General features: G+C 42.4%; 13 protein-coding genes and 1 pseudogene. 7 read left to right on the top strand and 7 right to left on the bottom strand.

The genetic code is table 11. The annotated features are described in order from the left end of the window. Positions 1 to 2: 2 nt before the first annotated feature. The 6 genes from ABZM97_RS03825 to ABZM97_RS03800 all read left to right on the top strand — a co-directional run bounded on the left by ABZM97_RS03825 (position 3) and on the right by ABZM97_RS03800 (position 3,621). Positions 3 to 482: an antitoxin YezG family protein gene (locus ABZM97_RS03825; RefSeq protein WP_087992465.1), complete on the top strand. Its 480-nt coding sequence runs from the start codon at positions 3 to 5 to the stop codon at positions 480 to 482. Between the two features lie 89 nt (positions 483 to 571). Next, positions 572 to 1,042, top strand: coding sequence for a TIGR01741 family protein (locus tag ABZM97_RS03820; RefSeq protein ID WP_367387236.1), 471 nt, complete (start codon positions 572 to 574; stop codon positions 1,040 to 1,042). A gap of 33 nt (positions 1,043 to 1,075) precedes the next feature. Next, positions 1,076 to 1,558, top strand: coding sequence for an antitoxin YezG family protein (locus ABZM97_RS03815; protein ID WP_367387235.1), 483 nt, complete (start codon positions 1,076 to 1,078; stop codon positions 1,556 to 1,558). 11 nt (positions 1,559 to 1,569) lie between these two features. Then, positions 1,570 to 2,094, top strand: a complete 525-nt coding sequence (locus tag ABZM97_RS03810; RefSeq protein ID WP_087993974.1) for a CbrC family protein — start codon at positions 1,570 to 1,572, stop codon at positions 2,092 to 2,094. A 212-nt stretch (positions 2,095 to 2,306) separates the two neighbouring features. Continuing rightward, positions 2,307 to 3,434 carry a tetratricopeptide repeat protein gene (locus ABZM97_RS03805; RefSeq protein ID WP_253268888.1) on the top strand — a complete coding sequence of 376 codons (1,128 nt, stop codon included), beginning with the start codon at positions 2,307 to 2,309 and terminating at the stop codon, positions 3,432 to 3,434. Then, on the top strand, positions 3,424 to 3,621 hold the full coding sequence (locus tag ABZM97_RS03800) for a hypothetical protein (RefSeq protein WP_003240078.1): 198 nt from the start codon (positions 3,424 to 3,426) through the stop codon (positions 3,619 to 3,621). The genes ABZM97_RS03805 and ABZM97_RS03800 overlap by 11 nt, the downstream gene beginning before the upstream one ends. A 49-nt stretch (positions 3,622 to 3,670) precedes the next feature. Here ABZM97_RS03800 and ABZM97_RS03795 read toward each other — a convergent pair whose 3' ends face one another. The 4 genes from ABZM97_RS03795 to srfP all read right to left on the bottom strand — a co-directional run bounded on the left by ABZM97_RS03795 (position 3,671) and on the right by srfP (position 11,478). Then, on the bottom strand, positions 3,671 to 5,620 hold the full coding sequence (locus tag ABZM97_RS03795) for a DUF2075 domain-containing protein (RefSeq protein ID WP_253268887.1): 1,950 nt from the start codon (positions 5,618 to 5,620) through the stop codon (positions 3,671 to 3,673). Between the two features lie 222 nt (positions 5,621 to 5,842). Next, positions 5,843 to 7,219: a 23S rRNA (uracil(1939)-C(5))-methyltransferase RlmD gene (rlmD, locus tag ABZM97_RS03790; protein ID WP_253268886.1), complete on the bottom strand. Its 1,377-nt coding sequence runs from the start codon at positions 7,217 to 7,219 to the stop codon at positions 5,843 to 5,845. 56 nt (positions 7,220 to 7,275) lie between these two features. Further along, positions 7,276 to 8,187: a diacylglycerol kinase gene (locus ABZM97_RS03785; protein WP_087991382.1), complete on the bottom strand. Its 912-nt coding sequence runs from the start codon at positions 8,185 to 8,187 to the stop codon at positions 7,276 to 7,278. Between the two features lie 150 nt (positions 8,188 to 8,337). Then, entirely contained in the window at positions 8,338 to 11,478 is a 3,141-nt protein-coding gene (srfP, locus tag ABZM97_RS03780; RefSeq protein ID WP_333516751.1) for a surfactin resistance protein SrfP, read from the bottom strand. Between the two features lie 131 nt (positions 11,479 to 11,609). Here srfP and ABZM97_RS03775 point away from each other — a divergent pair. Continuing rightward, positions 11,610 to 12,474, top strand: a pseudogene (locus ABZM97_RS03775) (TetR/AcrR family transcriptional regulator); the annotation flags it as partial. A gap of 33 nt (positions 12,475 to 12,507) precedes the next feature. Here ABZM97_RS03775 and gatB read toward each other — a convergent pair. The 3 genes from gatB to gatC are packed head-to-tail and all read right to left on the bottom strand — an operon-like array spanning position 12,508 to position 15,715. Further along, positions 12,508 to 13,938: an Asp-tRNA(Asn)/Glu-tRNA(Gln) amidotransferase subunit GatB gene (gene gatB, locus ABZM97_RS03770; protein ID WP_087991379.1), complete on the bottom strand. Its 1,431-nt coding sequence runs from the start codon at positions 13,936 to 13,938 to the stop codon at positions 12,508 to 12,510. Positions 13,939 to 13,951: 13 nt separating this feature from the next. Further along, complete coding sequence (gene gatA, locus ABZM97_RS03765) at positions 13,952 to 15,409, bottom strand: Asp-tRNA(Asn)/Glu-tRNA(Gln) amidotransferase subunit GatA (protein ID WP_087991378.1); 1,458 nt, start codon at positions 15,407 to 15,409, stop codon at positions 13,952 to 13,954. A 15-nt stretch (positions 15,410 to 15,424) separates the two neighbouring features. Then, positions 15,425 to 15,715: an Asp-tRNA(Asn)/Glu-tRNA(Gln) amidotransferase subunit GatC gene (gene gatC / locus ABZM97_RS03760; RefSeq protein ID WP_087991377.1), complete on the bottom strand. Its 291-nt coding sequence runs from the start codon at positions 15,713 to 15,715 to the stop codon at positions 15,425 to 15,427. Positions 15,716 to 15,880: the final 165 nt, after the last annotated feature.

Raw genomic sequence — 15,880 nt, 5'->3', positions numbered from 1 at the left:
TTATGGAGACAGAAAAAATGGGCCAATTATATCAAAAAATAGCAGAACAAATTAATGAAATGATTCCAGAAGAATGGAATAAAGTTGCTCTATACGCAGAGATTTTAGATGACTCTAGAGAAGTATACTTTTTCTTTAATACAAAAAATAGTGAAGTATTCATTTATTCACATGACATTCCGGAACATTATCAAGTAAGTGAACAAATTTATGATGACTTGTTAATCGAACTACAAGATTTATTTGATGAACTAAGAGATGAATGGAAAGCGAATAACTCAGATGTGTGGACTAACCTTACACTCAAGCTAGAGCATACCGGAAAGTTTTCAATTGACTATGATTATGATGATGTTATTGCTTCAGAACTAAACGGTACTCAACGTCAAGTAGTTTGGGAATATAAACATTTAGGTTTGGTTCCTACTGGTAAGAAAAACAGGGAGTTCTTGGAACGCTATCTCAATTCGGAAGAAGAATAATCTATTTTACAATAATCAAAAATAGCTCAGCCTTCACTGCTGGGCTATTTTTGATAACTAAGATTTCTCGGCGATTGAAGGTGAAAAGATTGGAAACTAAAAAAATGCTAGATTTGTACCAGCTTATTAGCCAGAAATTAAATGACATCATACCTTGTGAATGGACAATAATTTATCTTTATGCAGAAGTATTAGATGACTCTACTATGGTTCTCTTTCACTTCAAGACACCAGAAAATAATCAAATTATTTATTCACAAGATATACCTGCCCAATACAACGTAAGTAAAGATATCTTCAAAACTTTATTAAGGGAAATCCGTGAAATTTTTGAGGAATTAAGAGTTGAGTATAAAAATGATATTGATCAGGTTTGGACTCACATTACATTGACATTGGAGAGCAATGGTCAATTCCAACTAGACTATAATGATGACGATATTTTGGCATCTGAGTTAGATGGGTATCAAAGAATTGCATTATGGGAGTACAAAACTCTTGGTATCTTGCCTGAAGACGAGGAAGATCAAGAATCTTTAATTAGATACCTAAATATATAAATTTGATATAGCTCTTGAAAAGTGGAGGTTAGCATGGAAACAGAAAAAATGGGTGAATTATATCAACAGATAGCAGAAGGCATTAACGAAATCATTCCTTCTGAATGGGAAAAAGTCATTCTTTATGCAGAAATACTCGACGATTCTTCTGAAGTTTTCTTTTATTTCAATCCTCCGCAAAGTGAGGATTATATCTATTCTCATAATATTCCTGAACATTTTCATGTTAGTGAGGACGTTTATGATGAATTATTATTACAATTACATGACTCATTTGAGGAATTACGAGATGAGTTCAAAGAAAATAACCAGGATGTCTGGACGAACTTGACACTTCAGTTAGAGATAAACGGAAAATTCTCAATAGAATACGATTATGAGGATGTTTTACAATCTCAATACACAATCTCTCAGCAGAAAGCAATTTGGGTTTATGAACACTTGGGAACCCACCCTAAGAGAGAGTCGGTAAAAACTTTTTTAGAACAGTACATACAGTCTAAAAGTGAACATTAGGAGGATATACCATGTCACTTCCAACGTTTAAATACAATCCAAACCCAGTTGCATTAAATGTAATTAGTAAAGAAAAGACAACCTGCCCTGTATGTAAGCAAGAACGTGAATACGTATATGAAGGTCCTTTCTATTCAATAGATGATGTAGAAGGAATTTGTCCATGGTGCATTTCTGACGGATCAGCCGCCAAATTGTATGATGGTGAATTCCAAGATCCGGGCCGCTGTGATGAAGTGGAAAATGAAACATTCATCGATGAACTAATACATAGAACACCGGGTTACTTCGGCTGGCAGCAAGAATATTGGCTGAGTCATTGCGGAGATTTTTGTGCCATTGTGCAATATGTTGGATGGAAAGAAATCAGCCATTTAGAAGATGAGTTAGATAACGATATTAACAGCATATGCAATGACTATCATATGACAAGAGAGGAATTCAAAAGCTGGTTAGTAAACAACGGAACTTTGCAAGGATATCTTTTTAAGTGCCTTCATTGCGGTAAACATCGTTTATGTGTTGATGCCAGTTAATTTATGTAATGACTCAATCATAATAACCGAAATCCAAAATTCACATATTGAGAATTCACTAACCTTCACAAAACCAAATATAACGCGAAACACCCAAACTCCCTTTTGCGGACTGCACCGAAAATTTATTTTGCGGTCTCTCAACCCCTTCCTATTAAATTTCAGTATTGATAAAATTTACATAATTAGTGAGAAGAGGAAGGGTGAGAAGTTTGGGCATGATTTCGTCTCCGCACGTTGGGATGAAAATTAATGAGTGGAATCGGCATATTCAAAAGTTTAATGTAACAGATGCTGAAATGCTTAAAGCTGAGATCGAACGGGACATTGACATCATGGAAGAAGACCAAGACCTCTTGATTTACTATCAGCTCATTGCATTTCGTCATCAGCTTATGATCGACTATGTGATTCCATCTGAAGGAAACCAAATGAAGTTATCAGAATATTTAAAGAGAATTGAAGGCAGCAACAGGAAGATGGAGAAACTCGTTGAACACTACTATTACTTTTTTCAAGGAATGTATGAATTCAAACAAGGCAATTTCTTGACTGCCATTACATTCTATCAAAAAGCGGAAAACACAATACCTTATATTTCGGATGAAATTGAGCGGGCGGAATTTTATTTTAAAATGGCTGAAGTGTTTTATCATATGAAACAAACCCACGTATCCATGCACTATTCTTCTCAGGCGTATAACATCTATAAAACGCACGACCTTTACTCAGTCCGCCGCATACAATGCCATTTTGTGATCGCAGGAAACTACGATGACCTAGAAAGTCATGAAAAGGCGCTCCCTCACCTCGAACAGGCACTAAAAGGCGCACGGCTGCTTGAAAGCAAAAACAAGCGAATTTACGGCCAAGCTTTATTCAATATCGGAAATTGTTATCTTAAGATGGGTGAATTGACGAAAGCAGCAAAATACATGGAGAAATCGATACTCCAATTTAAAAAATCAAATTTCGACAACTTAACACAAGCTTACCACGATTTAGCCTTAATTTATTTTCTTCAAAATAAACAAGGCCAAGCAATGGATTGTTTCAGAAAAGGCGTACGCTTCGCATGTAAATTCGACGATGACCTATTTAAAATTATGTTTGAAGGATTGCAGGCGCTGTTTATCAAACAAGGAGAAGCGTCCATTTTATTAAATGTTTTTAACAAATTAGAGACATCCCAAGGATATCCTTATATGGAAGAGTTGGCATTATTAGCCGCAAAGTTTTATACTGATATTGGGCAGATGGATGATTCTGTTATCTGTTTCAAAAAGATGGTTCACGCCCGCAAACAAATTCAGAGAGGGGATTGTTTGTATGAAATTTAAACTGACTTTGTGCGCTGTAATTGCTTTAATCGGTGTAAGCTTTATCAGTTCTTCCTTAGGAAATGAAGTAAATGTGGCATCCAGAAACATGACAAGCAAAGCTGCAAACGATTCAACCAACTCCCTAGCAGACAAAGCCATCTTTGACAAGGAAATGACGATTGCAGAAAACGGAACGCTTGGTTAAGAACAAGACGCAGCTTTTGGCTGCGTCTGTTTTAATAGCATCATGTTATTTAATACCTGTATTGTGCTTTTTCTTCAGCAACTGATGAAGTCTTAAAAAACTCATTCTCTTTATAATTCATTTGCATCTGTTTCATTCTCTTTAAAAAGTAATTTTCCAGTTCTTTGTCTATGCAATAAATAAAACAGCCTTTCTGTCCCCGAGTCATCAATGTTCTGTATGTGTTGCGAATAATTTCGTCTGCAAGTTTCTCAGCTTTATCTGAATTTTGCTTTAACATTTTCTTCAAACCACGTAAGGAGGTATCTGTTTTTGCCCGCTTTGAATGATCGGTCAATACTACTCCATCCCTGCATACTAGATCATCACCTATAATTACACCTACATAGTCAAATTCCAAACCTTGGCATGTGTGTATACAACCTATCTCATTAACAGAATCTTCATCAATTGCCCACGTGTCAGAGTTATTTAAATTCCAACTCATTCCGAATTGATATTCAGGAATCTCGATATCATGGAATTCTGTTTTAGCTTTTCCTTCCTTCACCCAATTCCAACAGTAACCGGCAACTATTCGAGATTTATTATTAACTTTATTCAGCTTTTCTATCTCTTTACGCAGTTCATTTGGATTTTTATATATACGAAAATCATAGTTCGTTCCAATATAATTAGAATTCGCAGTTTCCCGAATTTGCAGAACATCATCTAACCAGCTTATATAACCATCTGAACCATTGCAACGAAACTGTGAATCCAGTTTCATATTTGTAATCTTGGCACCTAATTCTTTTGAGAATTTATGAATTGTATCAATGCTCCCAATATCCTTTAGCGTCACTCTTTGACGTTCATCTATAAAAAAAACAGAAAGTTTGGAAGCATTTATTATTTCCTTAATTTGATTTTCCCCAAGGTTATTAAATAACCCTGATTTTTCATTTAATCGATGCGATTCATCAACAATCAGAACATCAAATTCATCTGATGGAGCATTAACATAACTGCCCGATCCTGTAAATAAATTATCAATGTGCCCCTTTCGAAAATTTTGTTTTAACTTAGTAGCATATATATTTCTGGGAGCTGCATTTTTTGTTACATATTGTGCAACCAGACTTCGATTTGTTGCTTCTACTAATAAATTTATTGCAAGAACAGACTTTCCTGTACCAGGGCCGCCTTCAACAACTAAGACTTGTTTTGTGTTTGTACGTAACGCTTCATTTGCCAAATGTAAAGCAGCCTCATAAACGACTTTTTGATCATCAATCATCATAAACTCTTGATTACCTTGAAGCATACTGTTTAACAAATCTTGAAGAGACTTTGAAGGCCTTATTCTGCCTTTATCTATTGTATATAGAATTTCTTTGTTGTCTCCATACTTAACATACTTTTTAATGAAATCACGAAGCTTACCTGAATCACCTTTGATAAAAACAGGTGCTTCTTTTATATAATAATCATATATTGAATCAATTAACGGATCATCTGTACCCTGATTCAAGTAGTTATGTAAGTATGCACAAGGATATAGATTAATATCTTCTTTCTGAGCATTTTCATTATAGTCTTTAATTAATGCAGCATAAGACCAAGCTTGATAAGAGGGGTGGGTTGTCTCACGTAAACCTTGATTTATAAACGTTTTAACGATAGCCTCTTTACCATCAATTTTCTCTACTTTCTCCCATTGTTTAAGTTCTACAATCACAACAGATGAACGATCATCCTTATCTGATCCAGATATAAGAAAATCAATACGCTTTGAAGTATGGGGTATTTTGAACTCAATAGCAATTCCTGCGTCCTTAGGAATTTCTCTATCACTTAATACCCTGTACATGTACTGCATAGAGTTATCCCAAGATCTAACCTCTCTCTCATTTATTCTGCCAATTTTATCATTGTAGTTTTTACAGATATTCGTCACCAATTTATCGTCAAACACATCACTTAGAAACTCTTCTTTTGTAGCTTCATAAACTATCATTTCTTTCACCTTTTCATTTTTACTATCATTTTAAAAGTGTAACATTTGAATTTATATGATATTTAACACTAAAATATTTTTGGTTAAACTTATTTGTTATAATTTTACCACATTCAAATAAGCTAGTTTTATATTTTTATCAGTAAAAAAAGCAATACTTCACTTCATTCATTTTTTAATAATTTATAAAAAAAGAAAGTGTCCTCTAAAAGAAGACACTGTTTATTTCAATATAAGCTTCGCCACACACTCCACATGATTCGTATGCGGAAACATATCCACAGGCTGCACTTCGCGCGTCGCATACCCGCCATCCTCAAGCACTCGCAAATCTCTCGCAAGCGTGCCAGGATTACAGGACACGTACACCACCCGCTTCGGTTTCATCTCCACAATTGTCCGCAGGAGGGCTTCGTCGCAGCCTTTTCTTGGCGGGTCTACGACTAGCGTATCGGCCGTGATGCCGTCTTCATACCACTTTGGAATCACGGTTTCCGCTTCCCCGACCGCGAACTCAGCGTTTGTGATGCCGTTTAATTCAGCGTTTCGCTTTGCATCCTCAATTGCTTCCGGCACGATTTCTACGCCGTACACTTTTTTCGCCTGCTTCGCCAAGAATAGAGAAATCGTTCCGATGCCGCAGTAGGCGTCGATGACGGTTTCTTCGCCTTTCAGCTCCGCGTACTCAAGCGCTTTGTCGTAGAGCACTTTTGTTTGCTCCGGGTTGACTTGGTAGAACGATCTGGCGGAGATGGCGAATTTGACGTCTCCGATGAGGTCGTAGATGTATTCTTCGCCCCAGATGACGTTTGTTTCGTTGCCGAAGATCACATTTGTTTTGTTCGGATTGATGTTCTGCACGATTGATTTAACGTGCGGGAATTGCGCTGTGATGTCTTCGATGATCTTCGCTTTGTGCGGGAAGTCGTTCGTTCTTGTAATGAAGACGATCATCATTTCGCCCGTAACGACGCCGTATCTGACCATGATGTGGCGGAGCCAGCCTTTGTGGCGTTCTTCGTTATAGGCTTTGACCCCGTAGTTTGCGCAAATGTCTTTGACGGCTTGGACCGCTTCGTCGTTTTTGGATTGCTGGATCAGGCAGGCGCTCATGTCGATGATGTCATGGCTTCTTTGCTGATAAAATCCGGCGACGAGTCCGCCTTCCCGTTCTCCCACCGGCACCTGTGCTTTGTTTCGGTAGTTCCACGGGTCTTCCATGCCGAGTGTCGGGTGCACGGTGACGTTTGACAGGTCCAGCTTGCCGATCCGTTCTAAGACGTCTTTGACTTGTTTCTGTTTAAACAAGAGCTGGCCTTCGTACGTCATGTGCTGAAGCTGGCAGCCGCCGCATTGCTTGTAGATCGGGCAAGGAGCATCCGTTCTGTGCGGGCTTTCTTCCTTCATCTCGATCAGGCGGCCGAAAGCAAAGCCTTTTTTGACGCGTGTCACTTTGATTTGGGCTTTTTCTTCCGGCAGGGCGTTTGGCACGAAGATCGGGAAGCCCTGCACCTTTGCGACACCCGCTCCTTCGTGGGTCAAATCCTCAAATGTCACGTCGTAGTATTCATTTTTTTCTACTGGGGGTTTCATTTTCATCTATAATCACCTCTAGTTTTAAGCGAAAGAAAAACTTGGCCTATTCAAGCCAAGTTTTAGTCATCCAGCTGTTCCGCTTTCTCTTCCGGCATGATGACGTGAATGTGCCGGTACAGATTCACGAATTCGCCCGGCAGCATGCCGCCGTACTCGCCGTCCAGGTTCAGCTGCATCTTTTCTGATACATTGACTTTCACGCGGTTCGCTTTTGTATAAATAATGTGCTGGTCGTTGATGTGTTCGCCGCGGAGCGCCATGGTGGCGACTCTGATAAATTCAGCAAGGTTTGCTTTCTTTAGTATCATCAAATCAAACATGCCGTCATTCAGGCTGGAATCCGGCGCGAGTTTTTCAAACCCGCCGACGGAATTTGTCAGCGTGACCAAAAACAGCATGATTTCACCTTGAAACAGCTTGCCGTCATATTCAATCTCGACTTCTGTCGGTCGAAGTGAAGGCAGCATTTCCATTCCCTTTAAATAATAAGCAAGCTGGCCGAGCATCGTTTTCAGTTTGCTTGGCACGTCGTACGTCAGCTCCGTCAGGCGGCCTCCTCCGGCGATATTGATAAAATACTGGCCGTTGACCTGTCCGATATCAATCGGGCGGGCAGCGCCGTTAATGACCGTATCAGCCGCTTTTAAAATATCCTCGCGCGGAATATTGAGCGCTCTGGCAAAGTCGTTCGTTGTGCCGACAGGAATCACACCGAGTGTCGGACGGTTGTCTAAAGGCGCAAGCCCGTTGACGACCTCGTTGATCGTTCCGTCTCCGCCCGCTGCAACAATTAAGTCAAACTCACGCAATGCCGCTTCCTTGGCGGCGTGCGTTGCATCTCCTGCGCATGTTGTGGCATGGGTAGAGGTTTCATAGCCGGCTTGTTCAAATTTTTGCAGGACCTGGGCAAGATGCTTTTTAAAGATCTCCCGTCCTGAAGTCGGATTGTATATTATGCGTGCACGTTTCATTATCTCATCATCCTACTTAAGAGTATCCGATCCATTTTTACACTAACAACCTTTAATTATACTATGAGTTAAAAAAATCGCAACAAAATGTACATAATCTTACAGGTGAAAACGCACAAAAGCCTCAGCAGAGCTGAGGCTTTTTGTTTTTTACTCTTCTTCCGTTCCCGGTTTTTTCTTGCGGAACTTCGCCAATACTTCATATACGATTGGCACGATCAGGAGCGTCAGAAGCGTTGAACTGATTAAACCGCCGATAACCGTTACGCCGAGTCCTTTTGAAATGACCTGGCTTCCGCCTTCAAAGCCGAGCGCTAATGGAATCAAGGCGCCGATTGTCGCAATGGCTGTCATCAGGATCGGACGGAGTCGTGTAGAGCCGGCTTCTAGAAGCGCTTCTCTCGTAGACAGTCCTTCCGCTTCCTTATGAATGACGCGGTCAATTAAGACAATGGCATTCGTGACAACGATACCGATCAGCATGAGCATACCGATCATCGCGTTCAGACTGATCGTTTCACCTGATACATATAGTCCGACCAGGGCACCGATGACTGTGAACGGCAATGAGAACAGAATCGCAAATGGCGCTAGGGCTCCGCCGAATGTAATCACAAGCACGAGGTAGACGATCGCTATTGCGGCCAGCATCGCTAAACCGAGCTTCGTGAAGGAATCAGCGATATCTGCAGATACGCCGCCTGTATCAATTGATACGTTATCAGGAAGGTCAAGCTTATCAATTTTCTTCTGGACATCAGCTGATACAGCTGTGACGTTGTCTGTTGTCACTTCACCTGTGACATCCGCATAGACTTTTCCATCACGTTTTGAAACCGTATCAGAGGTTGATCCTTCTTTCACTTTGGCGACATCGCCGATTTTGACTTCCTGGCCAGTCGGAGAAGTGATCTTTTTGTTCTCTAAATCTTTCACACTCTTATACTCGTCTTTTTCCGTCTTAATGTTCACATCAAGCTCTTTGCCGTCTTTTTTCACGGTTGTGAGCGGTTCTTGTGCTGTTTGTGTCATTAAGGCCTGAGAAATGTGAGACGCGGTTAAACCGAGTTTGCTTAATTTTTCTTGGTCAGCGACAAATGTGTACTCATCATATGTGCTGGAAAGGCCTGAGCTTACGTTTTTCAGATCCTTTTCATCTTTCATGATTTTTTCAATGTCTTTGACCGTGTCTTTAATATCGTTTTCTGAATCGCCATACACATAATATGTTAATTCATTGTTATTGCCTGAAGAGCTGAAGTCCTGTGACTTCCATTCTCCGCGATCTGACTGATCTTGGATTTTCTTTAGCACGTTGTCTTTTTCTTTATCAAAATCAGGCGTGTCGCTTTCATATTTGATATAGAACAACGCACCGTTTGAATCTCCCCCGGCAAGCGGGCTGCCAGAGCCTAATGAGTACTGGACCGTATCGACATGCTTGCGGTCAAGCAGAATTTTTTCCGCTTTTTCAGCTTCAGCTTCAGCTTCTTTTTTCGTTTCCCCCGGCTCAGGGCTGTATGTGAGCTGCATCGTTTTTTCTTCTTGGGACGGCAGGTAGCTGGCACCGATTAACGGTACGAGGAACAAGCTTCCCAGCAGCATTAGAACAGCGATGATAGACGTGATCCATTTGTGGCTCAGCGCCCAGTTCAGAACTTTTTTATAGAAGCCTGCCAGTCTGCTAGGTTTATGTTCTTTCGCTTTGACCGGCGCGCCCGATAATGATTTTTTGAACAGGCTGTGCGCGAGCATCGGCACAAGCGTGATCGAAATCAACAGGGATGCGGCAAGCGCAAATACGATTGTTAAAGCGAATGGAAGAAACAATTCACCGATTTGTCCGCCTACAAGCGCGAGCGGCAGGAACACCGCGATTGTCACGATCGTCGATGACATGATCGGTTTAAACATTTCCTTCGTCGCTTCACGGACCAAGGCTTTTCCGCGGAGCGGTTCATCTTTGAGCCTCATGCGGCGGTAAATATTTTCGATAACAACGATCGAGTCATCGACTACACGTCCGATGGCCACGGTCATTGCGCCTAGCGTCATGATATTCAGTGTGATATCCAGCTGGTTCAGCACAAGAAGCGCGATCAGCAGTGATAATGGAATAGAAATTATTGAAATTAATGTTGATTTGATATCTCTTAAGAATAAGAGAATAATCACAATCGCGAAAATAGCACCGAAAACGGCTTTGCTTAACATCGTTTCAACTGACTGTGTGATTGGCTCTGCCATGTCAAGTGTTGCGCTGTAATCGAAGCCTTTATGGTCTTCTTTGAACTGCTTCAACTCATCTTTGACATTGTCTGCAACCTCTACTGTATTCGCATCGTTTGCTTTAACGACGTTGATGCCGATGCTGTTTTTGCCATTTGTGCGTGAAACAGATTCAGCTTTTTTCACATCTTTCATTGTGGCAATGTCAGAAAGCTTGACCGTCGGCACAGCTGTGCTCGCGCTTTGCTGCGCCTGCGCTGCCGCTTGTGCACTTTGGGCCGCCGCTTGAGATGCTGCGCTGCTGCCTGCACTTGAAGCAGATGCCGTCGGGATTCTCATATTCTTCAAATCTTTAATGGTTTCAATATCGCCGCTGACGACGACAGATTTCTCTTGATTTCCGAATGTGTACAATCCAAGCGGAGTTGTCACATCAGAACCTTGAATCACTTGTTTGACTGTATCTTCATCAAGGCCGTAATCTTTCAGTTTGTCTTCTTTGAAAGAAAATTCAACTTCTTCAACCTGCTGCCCTGATACTTGGACTGAAGCAACGCCTTCTATACCTTCAAGCTTCGTAACGAGGCTGTCCTCCACTTTTTTCGTCAGCTCTTGCAGATTGTCTTTATCGCTGGACACGCTCAGCGTCAGAATCGGGAAGGAGTTCAAGCTGTAGCGTGAAATTTCCGGATCCTTCGCGTCATCAGGCAGGCTGGCGTTTTCTAATGCCTCAGCCGCTTCTGTTTTGGCTTTGTCCATATCTTTCTCATAGTCATATTCAATCATGACCGACGATGCGTTTTCATAGGAGGTCGAAGTCACAACACTGACCCCATCCAGATTCTGCACCGCTTGTTCAACCGGTTTGGTCACCTCATCAGCCACTTGGCTTGGCGTCGCGCCCGGATATGTGGTGCTGATCGTCAAGTAAGGCATGTTCACGTCAGGAATGGATTCTTGCTTCATATTCATACCCGCATACAATCCGGCTGCCGTTACAATAATCGTCATCAGCCATACGGCGAATTTGTTTTTCAGAACAAAATTAATAACGTGATTCATCATATCCTCCATTACATTTTTTATTGACTGACTGGTCATTCTATATAATACTAAACGTTATATTGCAACAACGTCAACTCATATACCAGAAAATTTTACTAAATTTTTCAAGGATTAAGGGGAAGCACGTCATGAATGAAAAAAAAGAAAGAATCATAAAAACCAGCATTCATTTATTTGCGACAAAAGGATTCACAGCTACGACAATCCAGGAAATCGCCAATGAATGCGGCATCTCGAAGGGCGCTTTTTATTTGCATTTCAAATCGAAAGAAGCGCTGCTGTTATCAGCCTGCGAATATTACATCGGCATGTCTATGAAAAAAATGAAACATATAGAAGAGGATCTCGCCGAAAAATCGCCTAAGGAAGTGCTGAAAAAGCAAATCGGCGCTCAATTTGAAGATTTCCGGGATCATAGAGATTTTATTGTTCTTTTGCTTACCGAAAATATCATTCCGGAGAATCAAGAGATCAAGCAATACTTTTACAAAATAACCGCGGAGACGGATAAACTGTACCGGAACGCCTTGCTGGCGTCTTATGGCGAGGGAATCGAACGGTACGTCGCAGACCTTTCCATCATGGCAAGAGGCATTGTGCATTCCTATATGAATGTCATGATATTTAACGGTGAGCTCAGCATCGATGCAGAAGAAATCTCAGCCTTTATCATCGAAAGACTGGATGACCTTGTACAGGGACTGAGTCGTTCAACTCTCAATCCGATTGTGCCAAAAGACATTTTCAGACTAATGCCCGCGGGCAAAGAACAGCTGCTTGAGGACATTCAGAAAGTGAAAGAAAACAGCACGCTGTCCGAGGATATCACCGTGTCGCTTGATGTCATCGCGGAAGAACTGTCTCAGGATAAACCGCGCAAGCCGATTATGAAAGGCATGCTGTCCAATTTAACCGGGACCACCGACAAAGAAGTTGAAAAGCTTCGGACTCTGATCTCTGTCTTCATCTCCATTTGACCATAAAAAAGCAGCCCCCTCTCTCAAGAGGCAGGCTGCTTTTTTTATATTAGCGTTTTTTAATTTCTTCAAGCAGGATTTTGTTGACCATCGGCGGGTTGGCTTGTCCTTTGGACGCTTTCATAATCTGTCCGACAAGGAAGCCGATCGCACGGTCTTTCCCGTTTTTAAAGTCTTCGATTGATTGAGGATTGTTGTCAAGCGCCTCTGTGACAAGCTTCAGAAGCACGCCTTCGTCAGAAATCTGAACGAGGCCTTTCTCTTTGACAATCTTCTCAGCGTCGCCGCCTTTTTCAATCAATTCCTTAAACACTTTCTTCGCGATCTTAGAAGAAATGGTTCCTTTTTCAATCAATTTGATCATGCCGGCAAGGCCTTCAGGTGTCAGCGCAACGTCGGCAAGCTCTTTTTGCTCAGCGTTCAGATAAGCTGATACTTCACCCATCAGCCAGTTAGACGCTTGTTTAACTTCAGCGCCGTTTTGAACGGTTTCTTCAAAGAAATCAGCCATTTCTTTTGTCAGCGTCAGAACCATCGCGTCATATGCAGGCAAGCCAAGCTCTTCAATGTAACGCTTGCGGCGCTCATCCGGAAGCTCAGGAATGCTTGCTTTTACGCGCTCCTTCCACTCATCGTCAATGTAGAGCTCGACAAGGTCTGGCTCCGGGAAGTAACGGTAATCGTCAGATCCCTCTTTGACACGCATAAGAATGGTTTTCTTCGTTGCTTCGTCGTAACGGCGTGTTTCCTGCTGGATGACGCCGCCGGAGAGAAGAACCTGCTCCTGGCGTTTTTCTTCATGCTCAAGGCCTTTTTGAACAAACGCGAAGGAGTTCAAGTTTTTCAATTCTGTTTTTGTGCCGAATTCCTCTTGGCCGATCGGACGAAGGGAGATATTGGCATCACAGCGAAGCGAGCCTTCTTCCATTTTACAGTCAGAAACGCCTGTGTATTGGATGATGGACTTCAGCTTTTCCAGGTACGCGTACGCTTCTTCCGGCGTGCGGATATCCGGCTCTGATACGATCTCAACTAGCGGCGTTCCCTGGCGGTTGTAGTCAACAAGAGAATAGCCGTCTCCTGTATGCGTCAGTTTTCCGGCATCTTCTTCAAGGTGAAGACGTGTGATACCGATGCGTTTTGTTTTTCCGTCGACTTCAATTTCGATCCAGCCGTTTTCGCCGATTGGCTTATCAAATTGAGAAATTTGGTACGCTTTCGGGTTGTCCGGATAGAAATAGTTTTTGCGGTCAAACTTCGTATCCGTTGCGACCTCACAGTTGAGCGCCATAGCGGCTTTCATTGCGAATTCAACGGCTTCTTTGTTCAGAACAGGCAGGACGCCCGGGTATCCGAGGTCAATGACGCTTGTCTGTGTATTCGCCTCCGCGCCGAATGGCGTTGGAGAGCTTGAGAAAATTTTTGATTTTGTTTTTAACTCGACGTGGACTTCAAGTCCGATTACCGTTTCAAAGTTCAATTCTTTTCACCCCTTACAGTTCAGGTTTTGCTTTATGATGGTCTGTCGCTTGTTCAAAAGCATGAGCAACGCGGTATACAGTGCTTTCATCAAAGTGTTTTCCGATGATTTGCAGGCCGAGCGGAAGTCCGTCTGCTAAACCGCATGGCACGCTGATTCCCGGTACGCCGGCAAGGTTGACCGGAATCGTTAAGATATCGTTTGCGTACATTGTGAGCGGATCTTTTGTGTTTTCACCGATTTTAAACGCAGGTGTCGGTGTCGTCGGTCCGACAATCACATCATATTTCTCAAATACGTCTTCGAAGTCTTTCTTAATCAACGTACGCACTTTTTGCGCCTTTTTGTAGTACGCATCGTAGTAGCCTGAGCTTAAAGCGAACGTTCCAAGCATGATGCGGCGTTTGACTTCATTTCCGAAACCTTCAGCGCGCGTTTGCTTGTAAAGGTCGATCAGGTTGTCCGCGTTGTCTGTGCGGTAGCCGTAGCGGATGCCGTCAAAGCGTGCAAGGTTGGCTGACGCTTCAGATGATGACAGCAGGTAATATGTCGCAAGCGCATATTTGCTGTGCGGAAGAGACACTTCTTCCCATGTAGCGCCGAGGCCTTCAAGAACTTTCAGCGCGGCAAGAACAGATTCTCTCGCTTCTTTGCCGACACCTTCACCTAGATATTCTTTCGGAACCGCGATTTTCAGTCCTTTAATATCGCCAGTTAATGAAGAAAGAAAATCAGGAACATCCACATTTGCGCTTGTAGCGTCCATTTTGTCTGCGCCGGAAATCGCTTGAAGCAAAAATGCGTTGTCCTCAACCGTGCGAGTAATCGGCCCGATTTGGTCTAATGAAGACGCAAATGCGACCAATCCGTAACGGGGTACACGTCCGTATGTTGGCTTTAATCCGACAACGCCGCAGAAGGATGCCGGCTGGCGGATGGAGCCGCCTGTGTCAGATCCAAGAGAAAACGGAACTTCTCCCGCAGCAACCGCAGCCGCTGAACCGCCGCTTGAACCGCCGGGAACTGTATCCAAGTTCCAAGGGTTTTTCGTCAGCTTGTAAGCTGAGTTTTCGGTAGATGAGCCCATGGCGAATTCGTCCATGTTCAATTTTCCGATTGTGACTGCTTCAGCATCTTGAAGGCGCTGAACAACAGTAGCATCGTAAATCGGATCAAAGTTTTCGAGAATTTTGCTCGAGCATGTTGTGCGCAGCCCTTTTGTTACGATATTATCTTTTACGCCGATCGGCATACCAAAAAGAAGACCGTGCTCAGAACGGCCGTCAACCGCTTCATCAAGCTCCTTGGCGTACGCTCGCGCTTTTTCTTCATCTAATGCCAAAAAGGCTTGTACCTTATCATCAACCGCTTGGATGCGTTTATAAGATTCGTCAACCAGATCAGAAATCTTAATCTCTTTTTTATGTATGAGCTGTTTTAATTCTGTGATTTTATGGTCAAATAATGACATTCTTGTGTCCCTCCTTTAGTCCAGAATTGATGGCACACGAATATAGCCGTCTTTATGGTCAGGCGCATTTTTCATAACGTCCTCAACCGGAAGGCCTTTACCCGCTTCATCTTCTCTCATGACATTTTTCATTTGAAGCACGTGAGTTGTAGGCTCTACATTGTCTGTGTTAACCTCATTAAGCTCCTCGGCAAATGAAATGATGCTGTCAAGCTGTTCAGTGAACATTTTTGCTTCTTCTTCTGTAATCGCAAGTCTCGCAAGGTGCGCAACGTGCTTTACTTCTTCTATTGAAATTCGTGACATCTGGTCCACCTCCACATATTTCTCCGTTAAGTCATATAATACTGATCATATCAAAAACAAGCCCTTTAAAGCAACAAAACGCCTTGGAACAGGCCTGTGTTTTCGAGACAATACCTCATATATTTTATACTAAAAAGAGACGAAGGAGAAACAAAATATTTTTCT

The sequence above is a fragment of the Bacillus vallismortis genome (assembly GCF_040784915.1).
GTDB lineage: Bacteria > Bacillota > Bacilli > Bacillales > Bacillaceae > Bacillus > Bacillus subtilis_G.
This window is presented reverse-complemented; position numbering and strand designations above follow the sequence as displayed.

Bases quoted from the DNA above. Each gene is read 5' to 3' on its own strand.
- gatA (WP_087991378.1), bottom strand. From the start codon at position 15,409: ATGTCATTATTTGACCATAAAATCACAGAATTAAAACAGCTCATACAT.
- srfP (WP_333516751.1), bottom strand. From the start codon at position 11,478: ATGAATCACGTTATTAATTTTGTTCTGAAAAACAAATTCGCCGTATGG.
- ABZM97_RS03815 (WP_367387235.1), top strand. From the start codon at position 1,076: ATGGAAACAGAAAAAATGGGTGAATTATATCAACAGATAGCAGAAGGC.
- gatC (WP_087991377.1), bottom strand. From the start codon at position 15,715: ATGTCACGAATTTCAATAGAAGAAGTAAAGCACGTTGCGCACCTTGCG.
- ABZM97_RS03785 (WP_087991382.1), bottom strand. From the start codon at position 8,187: ATGAAACGTGCACGCATAATATACAATCCGACTTCAGGACGGGAGATC.
- ABZM97_RS03825 (WP_087992465.1), top strand. From the start codon at position 3: ATGGAGACAGAAAAAATGGGCCAATTATATCAAAAAATAGCAGAACAA.
- rlmD (WP_253268886.1), bottom strand. From the start codon at position 7,219: ATGAAAATGAAACCCCCAGTAGAAAAAAATGAATACTACGACGTGACA.
- ABZM97_RS03810 (WP_087993974.1), top strand. From the start codon at position 1,570: ATGTCACTTCCAACGTTTAAATACAATCCAAACCCAGTTGCATTAAAT.
- ABZM97_RS03800 (WP_003240078.1), top strand. From the start codon at position 3,424: ATGAAATTTAAACTGACTTTGTGCGCTGTAATTGCTTTAATCGGTGTA.
- ABZM97_RS03795 (WP_253268887.1), bottom strand. From the start codon at position 5,620: ATGATAGTTTATGAAGCTACAAAAGAAGAGTTTCTAAGTGATGTGTTT.